Genomic DNA, 18068 nt, shown 5'->3' with positions numbered 1-18068 from the left:
ATCATCCATAAAAAAGACGCTTTAACGTTAAGCGTTAAAGCGTCTTAAATTTCACTTTAGCTAGTAAATACTAGAATTACGCATCAATAAGTGCGTTTAACGTAGCACTTGGACGCATTAGTGCTGACACAAGAGCATCATCAAGTAGGTAGTAACCACCTAAATCGCCTACTACGCCTTGTGCGCTGTTAAGCTCAGCAACAATAGCTTCTTCACTTTCAGCCAGTTGACTTGCAACACCAGCAAACTCAGCAGCAAGGTCAACGTCAGCCGTTTGCTCAGCAAGCGCTTTAGCCCAGTATGTTGCTAGGTAGTAATGGCTACCACGATTATCAAGCTCACCTACTCGGCGTGAAGGCGATTTGTTTTTATCTAGGAATTCACCCGTCGCTTTATCAAGCGCGTCAGCGAGAACTTGTGCCTTAGCATTGCCAGTGACTACGCTTAGGTGCTCTAGAGATGCCGCTAATGCCAAGAATTCACCTAAAGAATCCCAACGCAGGTGGTTTTCTTTCTCTACTTGTTGCACGTGTTTAGGAGCAGAACCGCCAGCACCTGTTTCAAACAGACCGCCACCGTTCATTAGTGGAACGATCGACAGCATTTTAGCTGACGTTCCAAGCTCTAGAATTGGGAACAAGTCTGTTAGATAGTCACGCAACACGTTACCTGTAACAGAAATAGTATCTAGACCTTCTTTAATACGAACCAGTGAGTACTGAGTTGCTTCGAGCGGTGCCAGAATCTTAATTTCTAGACCATTTGTATCATACTCAGGAAGGTAAGCTTCTACTTTCTTAATAAGTTGAGCATCATGCGCACGAGCCGCATCTAACCAAAACACAGCAGGGACACCCGCCGCACGCGCACGAGTAACAGCTAGCTTAACCCAGTCTTGAATCGGAGCATCTTTCACCTGACACATACGGAAGATATCGCCTTCCTCTACGTCTTGCTCAAGAAGCACAGAACCAGAAGCGTCAACCACTTGAACCTGACCAGCAGCTTCTAGGATGAAAGTCTTATCGTGAGACCCGTATTCTTCCGCTTTTTGAGCCATCAGGCCAACGTTTGGTACGCTACCCATAGTTGTAGGGTCGAAAGCACCGTTCTCTTTACAGAAATCAATAACCGCTTGGTAGATGCTTGCGTAGCTGCGATCTGGGATCATAGCTTTAGTATCTTTTTGCTTACCTTGTGGATCCCACATTTGACCTGAAGAACGCAGCATTGCAGGCATAGATGCATCAACAATGATATCGCTTGGTACGTGTAGGTTAGTAATGCCACGATCTGAGTCAACCATCGCTAGTGGAGGCTGAGTCTCGTACACCGCTTGTAGGTCAGCTTCAATCGCTTCTCTTTGCTCTTGAGGAAGCGCTGCAATCTTCGCGTATACATCACCGATGCCGTTGTTAACGTCAACACCTAGCTCGTCGAACAGTTGACCGTGTTTTGCAAATACATCTTTGTAGTAAACCTTAACCGCGTGACCAAAGATCACTGGGTCAGACACTTTCATCATCGTTGCTTTCATGTGAAGTGAAAGCAGTACACCTTGCTCTTTAGCCGATGCGATCTCTTTTTCAAAGAAGGCAACCAAAGCCGCTTTATTCATCACGGATGCATCAATGATTTCTTGATCTTGTAGAGCAAAAGCTGGCTTCAATGTTTTCTTAGCGCCATCTTTAGCTACAAACTCGATACTTACTTCAGTAGCACCGTCAATCGTTACTGACTTTTCGCTACCAAAGAAATCTTTATCATCCATACTTGAAACATGAGACTGAGAATCTGCAGACCAAGCACCCATTGAATGCGGGTTTTTCTTAGCGTAGTTTTTAACGGAAAGCGGCGCACGACGATCTGAATTACCTTCACGTAGAACCGGATTTACCGCACTACCTTTAATCTTGTCGTAAGTTGCTTTGATTGCTTTTTCTTCGTCAGTCTTGGCTTCTTCTGGGTAATTAGGAAGCGCGTAACCTTTTGACTGAAGTTCTTTGATCGTTGTTTGAAGCTGAGGTACAGATGCGGATACGTTTGGAAGCTTAATGATGTTTGCTTCTGGTGTCTTAGCCAATTCACCTAGTTCCGCTAATGCATCACCAATACGTTGCTCTTCATTCAGATGCTCAGGGAAGTTGGCAATAATGCGCCCTGCAAGTGAAATGTCGCGAGTATCAACGTTAATACCAGAAGAAGCTGTAAAAGATTGAATGATTGGCAGCAGAGAATAAGTTGCTAGCGCCGGAGCTTCGTCTGTAATGGTATAGATGATAGTTGGTTTTTCAGTAGGCATGAAATTTCCCTATAGTTCTTACAAGCTCATTTAAAGTAGTGAGCATGTTATAAATTGACCAGTAAGCCACTCAAAGAGTGAAAACTGCTTACTCGATAGTCGTACTCTATCTTATTTTTCATGCAATCGTGATGACAGCATGAACCAAATCCGTGAGTGCATTGTTTTAATAAAAGAGCCAGTTATAATAAAACACGAAGGTATAATTAAACAAATCAGACTTAAGAGTCCATCAACTTGTTCTATTTTGTGTCTTTTAGGCGCGCAAATGATAGCTCAATTCCGTTTCAGTGAAAACTTTTCGGCACACTTCGTTTACATTTTTGCAAGGTAGTTAACATGTCTACTCGCTCTCGAGGCGCATCTAGCTCAGACAAACCAGCTCGTTCTGGTACAACATTAAAACAAAACGGTAATAGACCGAGCCGCAGCAGTGATAAAAACAACACTGGCAATTCGTACAATAAACAGCATTCAAGTAAACACCGATACAAAGGGAAGCCTACTAACGCAAAACCCAAGGTATCACTTGAAGATCGCAAAGTGATTTTGTTCAACAAGCCTTTCGATACTCTCAGCCAATTCACTGATGGCGAAGGCAGGAAAACACTCGCCGACTTTATTCCAGTTAAAGATGTTTATGCAGCCGGACGACTTGACCGTGATAGTGAAGGGTTAATAGTCTTAACCAATGATGGCATCTTCCAAGCTAAATTGACTCAACCAAACTCAAAGTCACCAAAGACTTACTGGGTGCAGGTTGAAGGTGCACCTTCTGAGGAAGATTTAGATAAATTGAGAAAAGGCGTAGAACTAAAAGACGGCATGACGCTGCCTGCTCAGATTGAAGTGATGTCTGAACCTGAAGTGTGGGATAGAAACCCGCCAGTGCGCTTCAGAGCCGCGATACCAACAACTTGGTTAGCCATTACAATCATTGAAGGGCGTAACCGTCAGGTGAGACGAATGACAGCAAATATCGGCTTCCCTACCCTGCGCCTCATTCGCTATTCAATGGGCAACATGAATGTCGGTGAGCTTCAGCCTGGTGAGTGGAAAGAGATATAACTTAACCGTTCTCGCAAGGAAATAAATGGCTGCTAATTTAGCGGCCATTTTTATATGCTTTGATAAATTTAAGGCACAAAAAAGCCAGTCATAAGACTGGCTTTTATCAACGTTTAACAATTACTAATTAAGTAACTATTAGAAGCTGTAGAATGCAGCAGCGAATACGTAAGTCTCTTCGTCGTTGCCTTTACCAGCGTCGATGTCTTGAAGGATATCGATACCCATGTCTACGCGGTCGTTAAGCGTGTACATTGCTGCAACGTTTACGCGAGAGATATCTTTGTCAGCTTGGCCATCTTCAGTAGTAGAGTTAGCGTTGTAACCAGCGGCAAGAGTTAGTTGCTCAGTTACTGGGTAACCGGCAGATAGGTAGTAGCCAACTGTTTCTAGGTTAGTAGTGTTCTTAGTAGCTGTTTTGTCGTCTGAACCATCGTTGATCCAGAAGTTAACACCTAGGTCTAGCTCACCAATCTTAGAGTTACCAGATACAGAGTAAACTTGGTAATCAGCTTCGTCACGAGTTTCGTAGCCACCGTAAACATTTACAACTTCGCTTTCAAAACCAACGTAACCGTTCACGCCTTTATCAGCAGCAGAATGGTCATCATCAGTTTCAAAGTAAGAAACACCGTAAGCAAAACCAGAAGTTGCGCCTTGGAACTTAACTACGTTAAATGCGTCAGATGCGTCACCAGCAGAAGAACCAAACTCGTAAGTCATGTCGCCAGCGCCATCTACTTTATCAAGAGCAGTGTCGTTTTCCCAACCGAAAGATGCAACACCAACACCAGTGTCAAAACCTAACCATGCTTTATCAACGTCAGTACCGAAGTCATTCTTAACGCCGAAGCCATTGTCTTTTTCGTCAGTAGTCCAGTTAAGTTCGAAATCAGTTTCGAAGTAACCAAGGATACGGTTGTTTTTGTAGCTAACTGCTAGAGTAAGAGCTGTAGCCCAGTCATCGTAGATAGCGTTAGTTTTTGTATCGTAGTAACCACCCACACCGATTGCGCCAGAAACAGAGAACTGCTCTTTGTGCATAGGGTCAAATTCAAATGTTGGTTTTGAGTTTTCTAGACCTACGTTCGCGAAAGCTGAAGTTGAAGCTGCTGCGATAGTTAGTGCTAATAGAGTCTTTTTCATAATAAATCCACTGCCTTTTCTAAGAATGGGAGATCCTTGCCCGGTTCCCTATTATTTTTATGACTGGTCATTACCACTCTTTGTTGGTTAATCACCGTCACTAAATTTCGAGGTCTAGATTGCAAAAGATTATCCTGCGTGTCAAATAAACTAAAAATGCACCTAAAAAAAACACAAACAATTTAAAATCAAACACTTACATTTTTTTTCATCGTTTTACGAGCAGCTTATCCTTAGTTTTATCAGGAAATATAATAACTATAAAAAACAATAAAACAGAATATAAACCCAACAAGAACGCTAAAAACAACCTTTAAATAGAATTTAACACCTGTAGGTCAGTCTTTTTTAATATATATATTTCACAAGATAAATAAAATCGTTAAGTTCCTGATGGTTCAGTTTTTTTTTGTGAACGAGATCTACCTTTGATTCAAAAGCAAGCTATTTTGCCGTAAATGTACCGACTAGTGATATGTGCTACTATCCTCGCTCCGTTACGTAGGTCACAGTATGCTAACTACTAAAATTCAAAATTCTATTCGCACCAGTTATCAAAACCTCCAAGATCAGTTGGACAACTTTGTACCTCGACGTGCACAAAATTACCTTGTAGCCGAGATTGCGAAGACACTGTGTGGTCAGTACCACAAAAGTAATCGTATGATTGTTGCAGAAGCGGGGACTGGGATCGGAAAATCTCTTGCTTATTTAATGGCAACCATTCCCGTAGCGGTTTTAAATAATCGAAAAATTATCATTTCGACCGCGACTGTCGCATTACAAGAACAACTCGTGAATAAAGATCTTCCTTTATATAGAAGACTCACCGATAGAGAGTTCTCTTTTATATTAGCTAAAGGTAGACAACGTTATTGTTGCTCAGAGAAATTAGCAGCGGCTTGCGGAGTTGATGGTGGGCAAATGGCTATGTTTGAGTCTAAGCCAAAGAAGAAAGACGTCGAACAACTTCAAACCATGTACCGTAGTTTGGCTCAAGGTAAATGGGATGGCGACCGCGATTCATGGCCGAAACCAATCGACAACATGATTTGGCAAATGATCGTCAGTGATAAGCACAGCTGCAACAACAGTATGCCAAGTCATAGAGATTGCCCTTTCCAAAAAGCACGTTCAGAGCTAGATAAAGCAGACGTGATTATCGCCAATCACAGTTTAGTGATGGCTGATGCAGATCTAGGCGGCGGCGTCATACTGCCTGAACCAGAAAATAGCATCTATATATTCGATGAAGCTCACCATTTACCTCACGTAGCAAGAGACCACTCGTCTGCTGCTGCAAGTTTAAAAGGCGCCGCATCTTGGTTAGAGCGTTTGAATCAATCTATCAGCAAGCTTTCAGGGCTAGCCGATGAAAAACGCGTTCATCGATTTAGAAATCAACTGCAAGATACAGTGCAACAGCTAATCCCGACTCTAACCCAGCTAAGCAAACGGTTTGACGCAGCCCATTTTGAAGATGGACTTTACCGCTTTGAACACGGTGACCTTCCCGAATGGTTAGAGAATGAATCTAAAGACCTTAAACAACTGACTCAAAAGGCGAGTCAAGCCGTCGCGAAAATCGCAGATCTGATTGCAGAACGAGTTAAAGACGGAGAGCTTTCAGCAAAACTAGCTGAGCCTGCACTTGCAGAAATTGGCTTCTATATACAGAGAACCGAAAACCTTGCTCAAGTCTGGCGCTTAATGGCAGAGCCGAAACGAGAGAAAGGCGCACCTTTGGCTCGATGGCTTGAGTTAAACAAAGAAACTGAAGGCGATTTCGTTGTGAATGTCTCTCCGTTAGAAGTTGGCTGGCAACTTGATCAGCAGATTTGGAGCCGCTGTGTTGGGGCTGTACTCGTTTCAGCAACAATGAGAGCGCTCAACTCATTCAGTTTTTTCTGTCATCAAGCTGGTATTAGTCAAAAAGCAGAAGACGGTGTTCAATTTCTTGCTTTGGCATCTCCGTTTGATTATCAAAACCAAGCAGAGCTGATTGTTCCTGCAATGAAGTACGAACCTCAAGCACCTCAGTTTACAGAATATCTTATTGAAATTTTGCCTAAGGTATTAGAAGACAACAAAGCCAATCTCGTTCTATTCTCTTCTTATTGGCAAATGAACAAAGTTGCAGAAGCTTTAACAACAGATTTCGTTAAAAAATCATGGGCTTTACAGGTTCAAGGTGACACTTCACGCACTGAAATCCTAAAAAAACATAAAAAGCTAATAGAGCAAGGTAAAACAAGCGTCCTTTTTGGAACAGGGAGCTTTTCTGAAGGTCTAGATTTACCTGGGGAGCTTCTTGAAAACCTCGTCATTACTAAAATTCCTTTTGGTGTGCCAACCTCTCCTGTAGAGCAAGCACACTCTGAATATATTGAATCAAGAGGCGGGAATCCGTTCATGCAAATTACCGTTCCAGATGCGAGCAAAAAGCTTATTCAATCTGTCGGACGGTTACTGCGTAAAGAAAGAGATTCTGGTAAAGTCACGATCCTTGACCGGCGCATAGTTACGAAGCGATACGGTAAATCGTTGATCGACTCATTACCGCCTTTTAAAAGAACAATAGAATATTAATTTCGCCATCATATCGATGGTTTGGGGTCTATCATCATGGCTCCTCGCATTCACAACAATGCATGACTAGCCCAACGGAAATTCATGCGGCTGCCCTATCAGCATATAACGAGAACAATAACTATTTATGGAAATGATTGAACCAACCATGTTGGTTGTACTTGCTTTGGTTGCCTTTGCAGCCGGCTTTATTGATGCTGTCGCAGGTGGTGGAGGGATGTTAACCGTCCCCGCCTTGCTATCACTTGGCTTACCTCCGCATATTGCGCTTGGTACCAATAAGCTAGCCGCTACATTTGCTTCATCAACAGCGGCTCTTACGTATTACCGTAAGAAGTTGTTTAAGCCTGAATGCTGGATCAATGCATTTGTAGCAACCCTAATAGGCGCGACTATTGGTACATTGACCGTCGATGCAATCAGCACTGAATGGCTTGAAAAAGTGTTGCCGCTCATTATTTTAGCGGCGGCAGTCTATACCATTTTTCACAAGACACCAGAGGTGAGCCACAATGTGTCACCTAAACCATGTCCGGTGCTTAAGAGAAAACAAAAATTTCAAGGGTTCATACTAGGGTTCTATGATGGTGTCGCAGGCCCCGGAACGGGTGCCTTTTGGACAGTAAGCTCAATGGCATTGTACCGTTTAAACATCTTACTTGCGTCTGGCTTATCCAAGGCGATGAACTTTACTAGTAATTTAACGTCCTTGGTGACGTTTGCCATTCTAGGTCATATCGACTGGGTATTAGGTTTAACCATGGGTATTTGCTTGATGGCTGGCGCATTTGTTGGGGCTCACTCCGCAATTCGATTTGGTGCTACGTTTATACGACCTGTGTTTGTTACCGTGGTTAGTGTCCTTGCGATTAAATTGGCTTACGAAGCTTGGTTTGTAAATTTATAACCACAAAGTAAACGGGAGTAGAATGAATCAGTTTTCGAAGCTTAAAAACGTCATAGATACCTTAATAGGTCACTGCTCTCAGGTCGATAAAGGTCGAGGGGCTTACCATCAAGCATTATTCGATCGAACTTTATTTAAGTCTAGAGCGTTTATTTTGCTTCCCTATGCACTCGAAACTCAAGCTACCTACCACACTATTTTACGCGAACAAGCAACAAATCAGCTCATCGCACCCAGAGCAAACTATCTGACTGAAAAGTTAACTAACCAGATAGCAGCAATTCAAAGAGAGCTTGCCAATCATGATTTACGTCTAGACCGAAAAAGTAAGCTCGGGAAAAGCCTTAACGACTTATATAATGAACTCGCGCAGCACCAAGACTGGCAAAAGCGATTAGTCGATTTAGTACAGCTACGAAAGTTAACGTTTGATTCAGCTCCTCGCCACAGTAAAAAGAAAGCTGACGAAGCTTGGCAGTTAGCAAAAGAACGATTAGAACGCTGTGAAGATTCAATGAAAAACATTGAGAGACTGATTAACTTAGAGAACCCTAAGCGAAATGAGCACTGAAAACACATCATCACCATTAGATAACGCACCAGAAGAAGTTAAGTTGGCTGTAGACTTGATTTATCTACTCGAAAGCAACGAAATCGACCTAAAGGTTGCGTTAGAGGCAATTAAGATTGTCCAACAAGATTTACAATCCAAACTAGCATCTAGCATCTAGCATCTAGCATCTAGCATCTAGCATAAAATATACAGGATTCACATGTACCAACTTAGCTTTTCTATGCCCGAATTTCTTGAAAACTACTGGCATAAAAAACCAACCATCTTGAAAGGTGGATTCAAAAACTTCATCGACCCAATGTCTCCAGAAGAACTTGCTGGTTTATCGATGGAAGAAGAAGTCGATTCTCGCTTTGTCTCTAACCTTGACAATCAGTGGACAGCAGAACACGGTCCATTCACCGAAGAAAAGTTTGGTGAACTAACTGAAACCCATTGGCAATTGATCGTGCAAGCGGCGAACCATTGGCATCAAGGTGCTAATCAACTGACTCAAGCTTTCGAACAACTGCCAAACTGGCTGTTCGACGATCTAATGATCTGCTACTCAGCACCACAAGGCGGTGTAGGACCGCATATTGATCAATACGATGTATTCATCATTCAAGGTCAAGGTAAGCGACAATGGAAGGTTGGCGCGAAAGATGTAGGGCAATATAAAGAAACAGTACAAGCTTCAGCACTGCGTCAAATAGAAGGCTTTGAGCCAATCATTGATGAAACTTTGGAGCCAGGCGATATCCTTTATATCCCACCAGGTTTCCCACATGAAGGTAACACTTTAGAACCTTCAATGAGCTACTCTATTGGCTACCGCTCTCCTAAAGAACAAGAGCTAATCAGTAACTTCGCCGATTTTGTACTTGCTCATGATATGGGTGACGTCCATCTACATGACCCTGAATTCAAAACTCAAGATGGCTATGGCAAAATTCGTTCTTCTGATTTGAGTAATCTTACGGATATGCTGAAATCAGCACTAGAGCAACCAGAAACCATCAGCGAATTCATGGGGTGTTTACTCAGCCAATCACGCCACCAGCTTGATATCGTTGCACCAGAGCCATTATGGACAGAAGAAGAGATCGCCCAACACTTAGAGTCAGAAGGCGAGATCTGTCGAGTATCGGGCTTAAAATCGCTATACCATGAGAATGAAAGCAACACAGCTTACATCAATGGGGAAGTCGTTAAAGTTGAACAGGCTGATTCATCGCTACTAAACGTACTGTGTGATGACTCGGTGATTAACTCGGAAACCAATCTTACTCCTTCAGGTGTAACAGTTGTGACTGAGTTGGTAAACAAAGGTTACTGGTTTATCGAAGACTAACTTGGTTAATCGGTTTCGATGAATATCACCGAGCCCTTGAGCCTAATAGCCTAATAGCCTAATAGCCTTAGAAAAACAGAAAAGGGACAAATGAAATCTTCATTTGCCCCTTTTTCGATTCAACCGTTAGCTAAACTTAAATAGCAAAACCTTGAACAACTAGACCTTAAACTGATTAACCAATTTCTTTTGCTTTTGAGACAGTTGGTCAATTTCAGTACCTACTTGCTCAGAAGCTGCTGCTTGGTCCAAAATCTTCGCACTTAGATCACGTATGTTAACCACACTTTGATTCACTTCACCAGAAACCGAACGCTGCTCTTCAGCTGCTCTCACGATCTGACTGTTCATATCACTGATCGCCTCAATAGAAGTAAAGATCGAACCCAGATCTTCAACCGCTTTCTGAACGTGCAGCGCTGTATCATTCGCCAGTATGTTGCCTTCTTGTATTGCCTCAACAACGTCTTGCGTTCCAGCATGAACCTTATCGATCACAGCTCTAATTTCACCAACCGAGGACTGCGTACGACTCGCTAGGTTTCGAACTTCATCAGCAACCACAGCAAAACCTCGACCTTGTTCCCCTGCCCTCGCGGCTTCAATAGCAGCATTCAAGGCTAGTAAGTTGGTTTGCTCTGAGATCCCTTCGATAACACTTAAGATCTCAGTGATGTTTCCATTATTCTTCGCTAACTCTTCAACAATCGGAACCGCGCTCGACATACGTTCAACAAGCTTTCTCATTTCGCCGGCAGAAAGCTCAATAACTTGTTGCCCTTGTTGAGCTGAACGATTCGCTTCACACGCTGCATCAACGGCTATTTCTGCATTTTGTACTACTAATCCAGAAGTCTGAGTCATCTCTTCTGCGGCAGTCGCCACTAAATCAACTTCTTTAAATTGGGACTCGCTGCTTTCACGTGTACTTGACGCCGATGCCTTCGCTTGACTTGTCGTGCTTGCGACTTGCTCCGTTGTTTGGATCACTTCTTTAATCGTATGCTGAAGCTTATCTAAGAACAAGTTAAAGCCTTTAGATAGCTGACCAATTTCGTCTTTAGACTTAACTTCTAGACGCTGAGTTAAGTCACCCTCACCCGAAGCTATATCGTTAAGTCGCTCTACCACTTGTCGGATAGGCTTAACAATAGACAGTGAAGCAAACGCGATAATAGCTAAACCGAAAAGAATAAAGACGATACCTGCAATGACTTCTGTTTGGATGCCTTCGCTTACCTTCGTACTAATAATTGAATCCAATTTATTCGCATCGGCGACCACACTCTCTCGCGGGATCTCAAATAGCACACCCCACGTTTGGTTAGCAGCTACAACAGGAGCAAACGCGAGTAACCACTCACCATTCTCGCTCCATTGAGTCGTCACCTCACCACCAAAGATAAAGTCAGTCATCAAGTCGCCGTTTGTGTTTTCACTTTGGAAATTAGAACCAACAGCAATGCTTTTATCATCAGAAGCGATAACAGAACCGTCTAGGCTCACAACATAAGCCGCACCAGCGCCATTAAATAAGCTTTGATCAGATTGAGTCACAACATTGACCAAACCATCAAGCCTTAAATCGATCCCCAGGAAACCGATGGCAACATCATCAACCAAGATAGGCACTGAAATTGAAGAAGTAAGTAACGTTGTACCGCCACTGTTTACCACTCTTGGGGTACTGATACATGTTTGACCCGATGACAATGGGCAGTAAAAACGTTCACTGTTGCTGTCATCATTCAAGATAGCTTCTGAAATTACGTTCGAGAGAACATTCTCACCGTTGTCTGCTACTTTCCAATAAGGTGCAAAACGGCCTTTTTCATTGGATCCAACATAGTCAGCATCGACATAATTAGCATCTTCACCATCAAGTAAATCAGGCTGGAAAACTAAATATGCCCCTTGAATTGAATCGAAATTTAAAACTGAACGACGCACCATTTCATCTAATGCCGTACGTAACTCTTCACTTGGCGTAAAGTTTTCGTCTGCATTGTTCTTAAGAAACTGAGCACTAGACGCGAGCATCTCGGCGCGATAGATGGCTTCGTCGACATAACGCTGGGTTTCCTGTGCATTGAGCTGAGAAACTGACGCTAATAGTTGCTCGGTCTTATTGATAACCGATTCTGAACTTTGAGATTTTATGACTTGTTGATTACTCGTCGCGTTGTAGATCGAGAAACCAATAAGAGACAGTGAAGTAATGATTAGACAGCAGCCTGCAAGCAGGGTGATTTTCCACTGTACCGATAGTGAGCGCATTTAATATCCTTATTTAAGCCAAAAGACTTCCATAACCGTAACTACCACATTGAGATGAATTGAAGAGCACAATGTAAATAAGTTTGACGAATAGCTTAGCGGATAATTACAGCACAAATTGCACCCATATAAAACGAAAGTTTATATAAATGTTAATAAGCCGTGCCATTTGTCTTTTGTTTCTGTGATTTCAAATAATGTACTCATGCAATCATGGGTCATGTGGCTATTGACCTAGCACTTTGAGCATAGCCATAGCATCGACATTTCCAAGAAATCGAATCACCCTTTCCCTCTTTAAAACTCATCGATTCAGATTAGTTTTTATAATCCAAACTATAGATTTTTATCTTGATCAACTTCACACTTTTTGATTGCTAAGTCGCCATTCAAGCTCTAATATCTCGCGCCTAGATTCCCTGAATACTTTATTTGTTTGGCTCTCCTTAATGGAGCGCTAAGGCTTTTTACGTCTTTAATTTTTGGAGAGATACGCAAATGTCTGCCTCGTTTCCATTAGCGAAACTTACCTTTTTAATCGCAATTCTGACTGCCGTAGGTCAAATGACTCAAACGATGTACGTGCCTTCTATCGGTCATATGTCGGGTGAGTTCTTGGTTTCTGCGTCTTCACTTCAAGCCGTGATGGCGTGTTACCTGATCCCTTACGGTCTGTCACAATTTGTCTACGGCCCGCTTTCTGATCGCCTAGGTCGTAAACCCATCATCGTTGCTGGTTTGATCATCTATATCATCGGTACTTTGGTGGCATTATTCGCTCATGAATATGAATGGTTCTTAGCTGGTAGCTTTATCCAAGGTTTGGGCATCGGTTGTGGCGGTGCGATGTCTCGTACATTGACTCGCGACTGCTTTGAAGGCGCAGAGCTGCACCGTGCAAACAGTTTAATCAGCATGTGTGTAATTTTCTCACCATTGATGGCTCCTGTATTGGGTGGTTACCTAACAGAAGCTTTCGGCTGGCGTTCTAGCTACTTGTTCCTTGCGCTGTTTGGTATCGCTGTTGTGATCACCATGATGACGAGCATGATGGAAACACTACCAAAAGAGCGACGTAAACATGAATCGGTTGTAAACAGCTACAAATTCGTTCTTTCTGACAAACGTTTCCAAGGTTTCTTGCTGGTACTGGTCGCAACATTTGCTGGCGTAGCCGTATTTGAAGCAGCGGCAGGTGTACTGCTTGGCGGCGTACTTGGCTTACCTGCAACCACAGTAAGCTTGTTGTTTGTCTTACCCATTCCGGGCTACTTAGTGGGTGCTGGCTTATCTAGTTACATCGCACAACGTCGCTCTGAACGTCGGGCATTGAATTTTGGTCTAGTCGCGATCTTAGTAGGCTCAGCAGTGGTATTGATACCGGGTCTTTTTGGTCAAACGACAGCATTGACTTTGATTGGCGGTGCAACCATTTACTTCTTGGGTGCTGGCATCCTCTTTCCAGCAGCAACAACAGGGGCACTTTCGCCATTCCCATATCACGCTGGCACTGGAGGCGCGATCTTAGGTGGCATGCAGAACCTAGGTGCTGGCATCGCAACATTATTAGCATCGTTCTTCCCTGCTAAAGACCAGTTGCCACTCGGTTGTTTGATGATCGTAATGTCATTTATCGTCATGCTTGGTTTACGTTGGGTCAATCGTAAACATGACCACTCAAACGAAATGCCATTGGCTATCTAAAATAAGAATCTATTTCTGCCTAAACAAAGAAAAGGGATATGCTGAAAAGTGTGTCCCTTTTTGTTGCACGTTTTTCCTCTCACTCGTTAACCATTTCATTTAACATTACTTTGATTTTATGAAAACAATAACAGACACTTACGCTGAAAGTGCATATCCAGAATCCAATTATAAATAACATCACTGGAAGATAACCAAGGCACCGAGACTCCGATTACAAAGGATGCTGGCATTAAAACGAGTTAGGTGCACACTAAGGATATACAGATGCGTATCGCTTTAACCACATTAGCCGTATCAATAGCGCTTGTCGCCGGATGCAGCAATCAAGGAATATCAACCATGAACCACTACTCTCAATCACAACTCGTCGCTCAGCAAATCCAAGCACCCGTTGCTAAGAAAGTCCCTCATGCAATGACGATTCATGGTGACACTAGAATCGATGATTACTACTGGATGCGCGATGACGAACGCGAAGATCCAGAAATTTTGCAACACCTTGAGCAAGAGAATCAGTACACAGAGACCGTGTTGAAACACACTGAAGCATTACAAGAACAGTTATTTGAAGAGATCAAAGGGCGAATCGCGAAAGACGATAATTCGGTACCGGTTCGTAAAGGCCGCTACTACTATTCGAATGAAGTCACAGGTGACAACGAATACGAAGTTCACTTGCGTGCAAAAGACTTTGCAGGCACAGACAAGCAAGTCATCTTAGACGTTAACGCACTGGCAAAAGACCATGAATTCTTCAGTATTGGTGGCTTGACGATCAGCCCAAACGAAAACTTGTTGGCCTATGGAGAAGATACGCTGAGCCGCCGAGTTTACACAATAAAGATTAAAGACCTTACGACCGGTGAATATCTAACGGATGAAATTGAAGGTGCCTCGAGTTCAATTGCATGGCAAAACGACAACCAAGCCTTCTATTACATCAAGAAAGATCCGCAAACGCTGCTGGGTTACCAAGTTCTCCGCCATATCTTAGGCACAACTCAGACAAGCGATGAGCTAATCTACGAAGAAACCGACAGCGCTTACTACACATCCCTGAGCAAAAGCAAAGATGGTGAACAGGTCTACATTTGGCATTCGAGCACAGAAACCAGCGGTGTTTCAGTCATAGATGCCAGCAACCCAAACGCGAAAGCAGAACCTTTTTACCCAAAAGAAACGGGGATTGAGTACAGCATCGCTAAATTGGGTAACTGGCACTACATCTACACCAACTACCAAGCCGTCAACTTCCGTTTAATGAAAGTCACAACCGAAGACATGCACGACCGTTCAAAATGGGTCGATGTCATCCCAGCCGACGATAATACTCAACTTGTTGATTTCGAGTTGTTTGATGACCATCTTGTTTACGAGCAACGTGCAAATAGCTTATCTACAGTGAAAGTACGTCAACTATCAACGGGCAAAGAGTTCCCACTTGAATTTAACGATACCGCTTTTGCCGCTTACCTAACAGGTAACTATGAATTAGATAACTCAAAAGTTCGTGTTTATTACAGCAGCCTAACCACGCCGGGCACTTACTATGATTTCGACCTAAATACAGGTGAATCCGAGCTAATGAAGCAAACACCCGTATTAGGTGATTTCGAAGCGGATAATTACCAATCAGAGCGAATCATGGTAACGGCTCGCGATGGTAAGCAAGTACCTGTTTCTTTGGTTTATCGTAAAGATTTATTCAAGAAAGACGGCACTAACCCTATCTACCAATACGGCTACGGCTCTTACGGCCACACAATCGAACCAACCTTTGGATCGGCACGCCTCAGCTTACTTGATCGCGGATTCGTTTATGCTATCGCACATATTCGTGGTTCAGAAATGCTTGGTCGCCCTTGGTATGAAGATGGCAAGAAACTGACCAAACAAAACACGTTCAACGACTTTATTGATGTAACCAAAGGGCTTGTTGAAGAAGGTTACGGTGCTAAGGATAAAGTATTTGCGGTAGGCGGCTCAGCTGGCGGTCTATTGATGGGCGCAATCATCAACCAAGCACCAGAACTGTACCGTGGTATTGGTGCTCATGTTCCGTTTGTAGACGTGGTAACAACCATGCTTGATGAATCGATCCCTCTAACCACAAACGAATATGACGAATGGGGCAATCCGAACGATAAAACCTACTACGATTACATGCTGGGTTACTCGCCATACGACAACATTAAGGTACAAAACTACCCGAACATGCTGGTAACAACAGGTCTGCATGACTCACAGGTACAGTACTTTGAACCAATGAAGTGGGTGGCGAAACTGCGTGAAATGAAAACAGACAACAATGTACTGCTGTTCAAAACCGATATGGAAGCCGGTCACGGTGGTGCTTCTGGTCGATTTAAACGATTGAAAGAAGACGCACTTGAATACGCTTTCTTTTTAGACTTGCTAAAGACTCAATAGATTCCGCGTAACTGTAGGTATTCACACAATTTTACGTCGCCATTTAGTCACTACAAAATGGCGACAGAAATTATTAAGCATGGTTAAATACGATGAACCATGAAATCAACCAAATCAAAAAACCTTTAGAACAAACAGTGACAAAGGTTTCCGAGAGGTATAAAAACAAATGAAAGTAATTAGCTTCAACATCAATGGCCTTAGAGCCCGCCTTCACCAACTGCAAGCGATTATCGACAAACACCAACCTGACGTGATTGGTCTTCAAGAAATTAAAGTACACGATGAAGCCTTCCCGCTCGCTGATGTTGAAGCGATGGGTTACAAGGTTTACTTCCATGGCCAAAAAGCGCACTACGGTGTGGCTATGCTGTGTAAGCAAGAACCTATCTCTGTGCAGAAAGGTTTTCCTACAGACAATGAAGACCATCAAAAGCGTATGATCATGGCGACTTTTGAAGACGAAAACGGTGAAAAAGTTACCGTGCTCAATGGCTACTTCCCTCAAGGGGATAACATCAAGCACGAGACTAAATACCCATACAAGCGTCAGTTCTACAAAGACTTGATGACTTACCTAAATGACTACCACAACAAAGATGAACAAGTCATTGTGATGGGCGACATTAACATCAGCCCTATCGACGCAGACATCGGCATCGGTGAACCTAACGCGAAACGTTGGTTGAAAACCGGTAAGTGTTCTTTCCAACCAGAAGAGCGCGAATGGCTGAAAACATTGATGGATTGGGGATTTGTAGACAGCTTCCGTCTATTACACCCAGAAGTAAACGACCAGTACTCATGGTTTGATTACCGTTCTAAAGGTTTCGTGGACAACCGCGGCCTACGCATTGATGTAGTACTTGCGACTCAGAAACTTGCTGATAAATGTACTGAAGCAGGCATCGATTACGAACTGCGTGGCATTGAAAAGCCATCTGATCACGCACCAATTTGGTCAACGTTTAAATAGCTTAACGTAAACGAGTTTATCCATAAAAAACGGCGCTATAAAAGCGCCGTTTGTTTAAGTGAAATAGTTGTTACGTACTTATTAACTAAGTGGTCTTAGGTAAGCTAGGAAACGTTTCTCTGCGAATTTGAAAATCGCAATGATAATAAACGTTAACCCCATGTAGAACAGGCCTGCTGTTAAGAAAGACTCGAATGGAGCGTAGTAACGAGAGTTTACCAAACGTGCTGCACCAGTCAGATCCATAATCGTTACAATACCTGCAACTGCAGAGCCATGAAGCATAAAGATGACTTCATTACTATAAGCTGGCAATGCTCGACGCAAAGCACTTGGTAAAATGATGCGACGATAAGTCTTCGCTGTACTCATACCGTACGCTTTTGCCGCTTCAACTTCACCTTTAGGTAAACCGTTAATTGCACCACGAATGATCTCTGCTGTGTATGCAGACGTGTTGAGAATAAATGCAACCAATGCACAGAACCACGCGTTTTCCCATAGTGTGTCTTTCACTGGGAAGAACTGATCCATCCCGTAATAAATCAGGTACAACTGCACCAATAATGGTGTCCCACGGAAGAAATAAATGAATGACCAAGCTGGGGCATTAATCAGCATATTGGGACTGTTACGAGAAATAGCTAATGGTATGGCGACACATAGGCCAATAATCAAAGCTACGCAAACCATCCAAGCCGTTGTCCATAAACCACTAAGGTAAATTGGTAGGCTTTCAATAATCAATGAAAAGTCCAT

13 protein-coding genes are annotated in these 18068 nt (G+C 43.0%); 9 read left to right on the top strand and 4 right to left on the bottom strand.

Going from position 1 to position 18068, the window contains the following annotated elements; genetic code table 11:
• Window positions 1-76: 76 nt before the first annotated feature.
• Entirely contained in the window at window positions 77-2302 is a 2226-nt protein-coding gene (locus AACW75_RS19195) for an NADP-dependent isocitrate dehydrogenase (RefSeq protein ID WP_145570975.1), read from the bottom strand.
• Window positions 2303-2641: 339 nt separating this feature from the next.
• Here AACW75_RS19195 and AACW75_RS19190 point away from each other — a divergent pair, with 339 nt between their 5' ends.
• Entirely contained in the window at window positions 2642-3370 is a 729-nt protein-coding gene (locus tag AACW75_RS19190; protein WP_145570977.1) for a pseudouridine synthase, read from the top strand.
• 138 nt (window positions 3371-3508) lie between these two features.
• On the opposite strand, the gene AACW75_RS19185 is transcribed toward AACW75_RS19190, so the two are convergent.
• Entirely contained in the window at window positions 3509-4516 is a 1008-nt protein-coding gene (locus AACW75_RS19185) for a porin (protein ID WP_102452724.1), read from the bottom strand.
• 513 nt (window positions 4517-5029) lie between these two features.
• Here AACW75_RS19185 and dinG point away from each other — a divergent pair.
• From dinG to AACW75_RS19160, 5 genes are all read left to right on the top strand, one after another.
• Window positions 5030-7105 carry an ATP-dependent DNA helicase DinG gene (gene dinG / locus AACW75_RS19180; RefSeq protein ID WP_145570979.1) on the top strand — a complete coding sequence of 692 codons (2076 nt, stop codon included), beginning with the start codon at window positions 5030-5032 and terminating at the stop codon, window positions 7103-7105.
• Window positions 7106-7232: 127 nt separating this feature from the next.
• Window positions 7233-8012 (top strand): sulfite exporter TauE/SafE family protein, encoded by a 780-nt coding sequence (locus tag AACW75_RS19175; protein ID WP_017076472.1) that lies wholly within the window; start codon window positions 7233-7235, stop codon window positions 8010-8012.
• Between the two features lie 22 nt (window positions 8013-8034).
• A complete protein-coding gene (locus AACW75_RS19170) occupies window positions 8035-8583 on the top strand; it encodes a primosomal replication protein (protein ID WP_145570981.1) in 549 nt (182 codons plus the stop codon).
• Entirely contained in the window at window positions 8573-8743 is a 171-nt protein-coding gene (gene rsmS / locus AACW75_RS19165; protein ID WP_017076474.1) for a pleiotropic regulatory protein RsmS, read from the top strand. Before AACW75_RS19170 ends, rsmS begins: the two co-directional genes overlap by 11 nt.
• 42 nt (window positions 8744-8785) lie before the next feature.
• Window positions 8786-9919, top strand: coding sequence for a ribosomal protein uL16 3-hydroxylase (locus AACW75_RS19160; protein ID WP_145570983.1), 1134 nt, complete (start codon window positions 8786-8788; stop codon window positions 9917-9919).
• 159 nt (window positions 9920-10078) lie between these two features.
• Here AACW75_RS19160 and AACW75_RS19155 read toward each other — a convergent pair whose 3' ends face one another.
• Window positions 10079-12196, bottom strand: coding sequence for a methyl-accepting chemotaxis protein (locus AACW75_RS19155; protein ID WP_145570985.1), 2118 nt, complete (start codon window positions 12194-12196; stop codon window positions 10079-10081).
• A 498-nt stretch (window positions 12197-12694) separates the two neighbouring features.
• Between AACW75_RS19155 and emrD the strand changes: the two genes are divergently transcribed.
• The 3 genes from emrD (at window position 12695) to xthA (ending at window position 17309) form a co-directional block, all read left to right on the top strand.
• Window positions 12695-13900, top strand: a complete 1206-nt coding sequence (gene emrD, locus AACW75_RS19150) for a multidrug efflux MFS transporter EmrD (protein ID WP_145570987.1) — start codon at window positions 12695-12697, stop codon at window positions 13898-13900.
• A gap of 342 nt (window positions 13901-14242) precedes the next feature.
• Window positions 14243-16333: a S9 family peptidase gene (locus AACW75_RS19145; RefSeq protein ID WP_237297502.1), complete on the top strand. Its 2091-nt coding sequence runs from the start codon at window positions 14243-14245 to the stop codon at window positions 16331-16333.
• A gap of 169 nt (window positions 16334-16502) precedes the next feature.
• Window positions 16503-17309, top strand: coding sequence for an exodeoxyribonuclease III (gene xthA, locus AACW75_RS19140; protein WP_017076717.1), 807 nt, complete (start codon window positions 16503-16505; stop codon window positions 17307-17309).
• 81 nt (window positions 17310-17390) lie between these two features.
• Here xthA and AACW75_RS19135 read toward each other — a convergent pair whose 3' ends face one another.
• On the bottom strand, window positions 17391-18068 hold the full coding sequence (locus tag AACW75_RS19135; RefSeq protein ID WP_017076716.1) for an ABC transporter permease: 678 nt from the start codon (window positions 18066-18068) through the stop codon (window positions 17391-17393).

Source organism: Vibrio sp. L3-7 (genome assembly GCF_963898195.1).
In the GTDB taxonomy this organism is placed as follows: Bacteria; Pseudomonadota; Gammaproteobacteria; order Enterobacterales; family Vibrionaceae; genus Vibrio; species Vibrio echinoideorum.
Note: the sequence above shows the minus strand (reverse complement) of the source record. Positions and strands in the feature narration are given on the sequence as shown.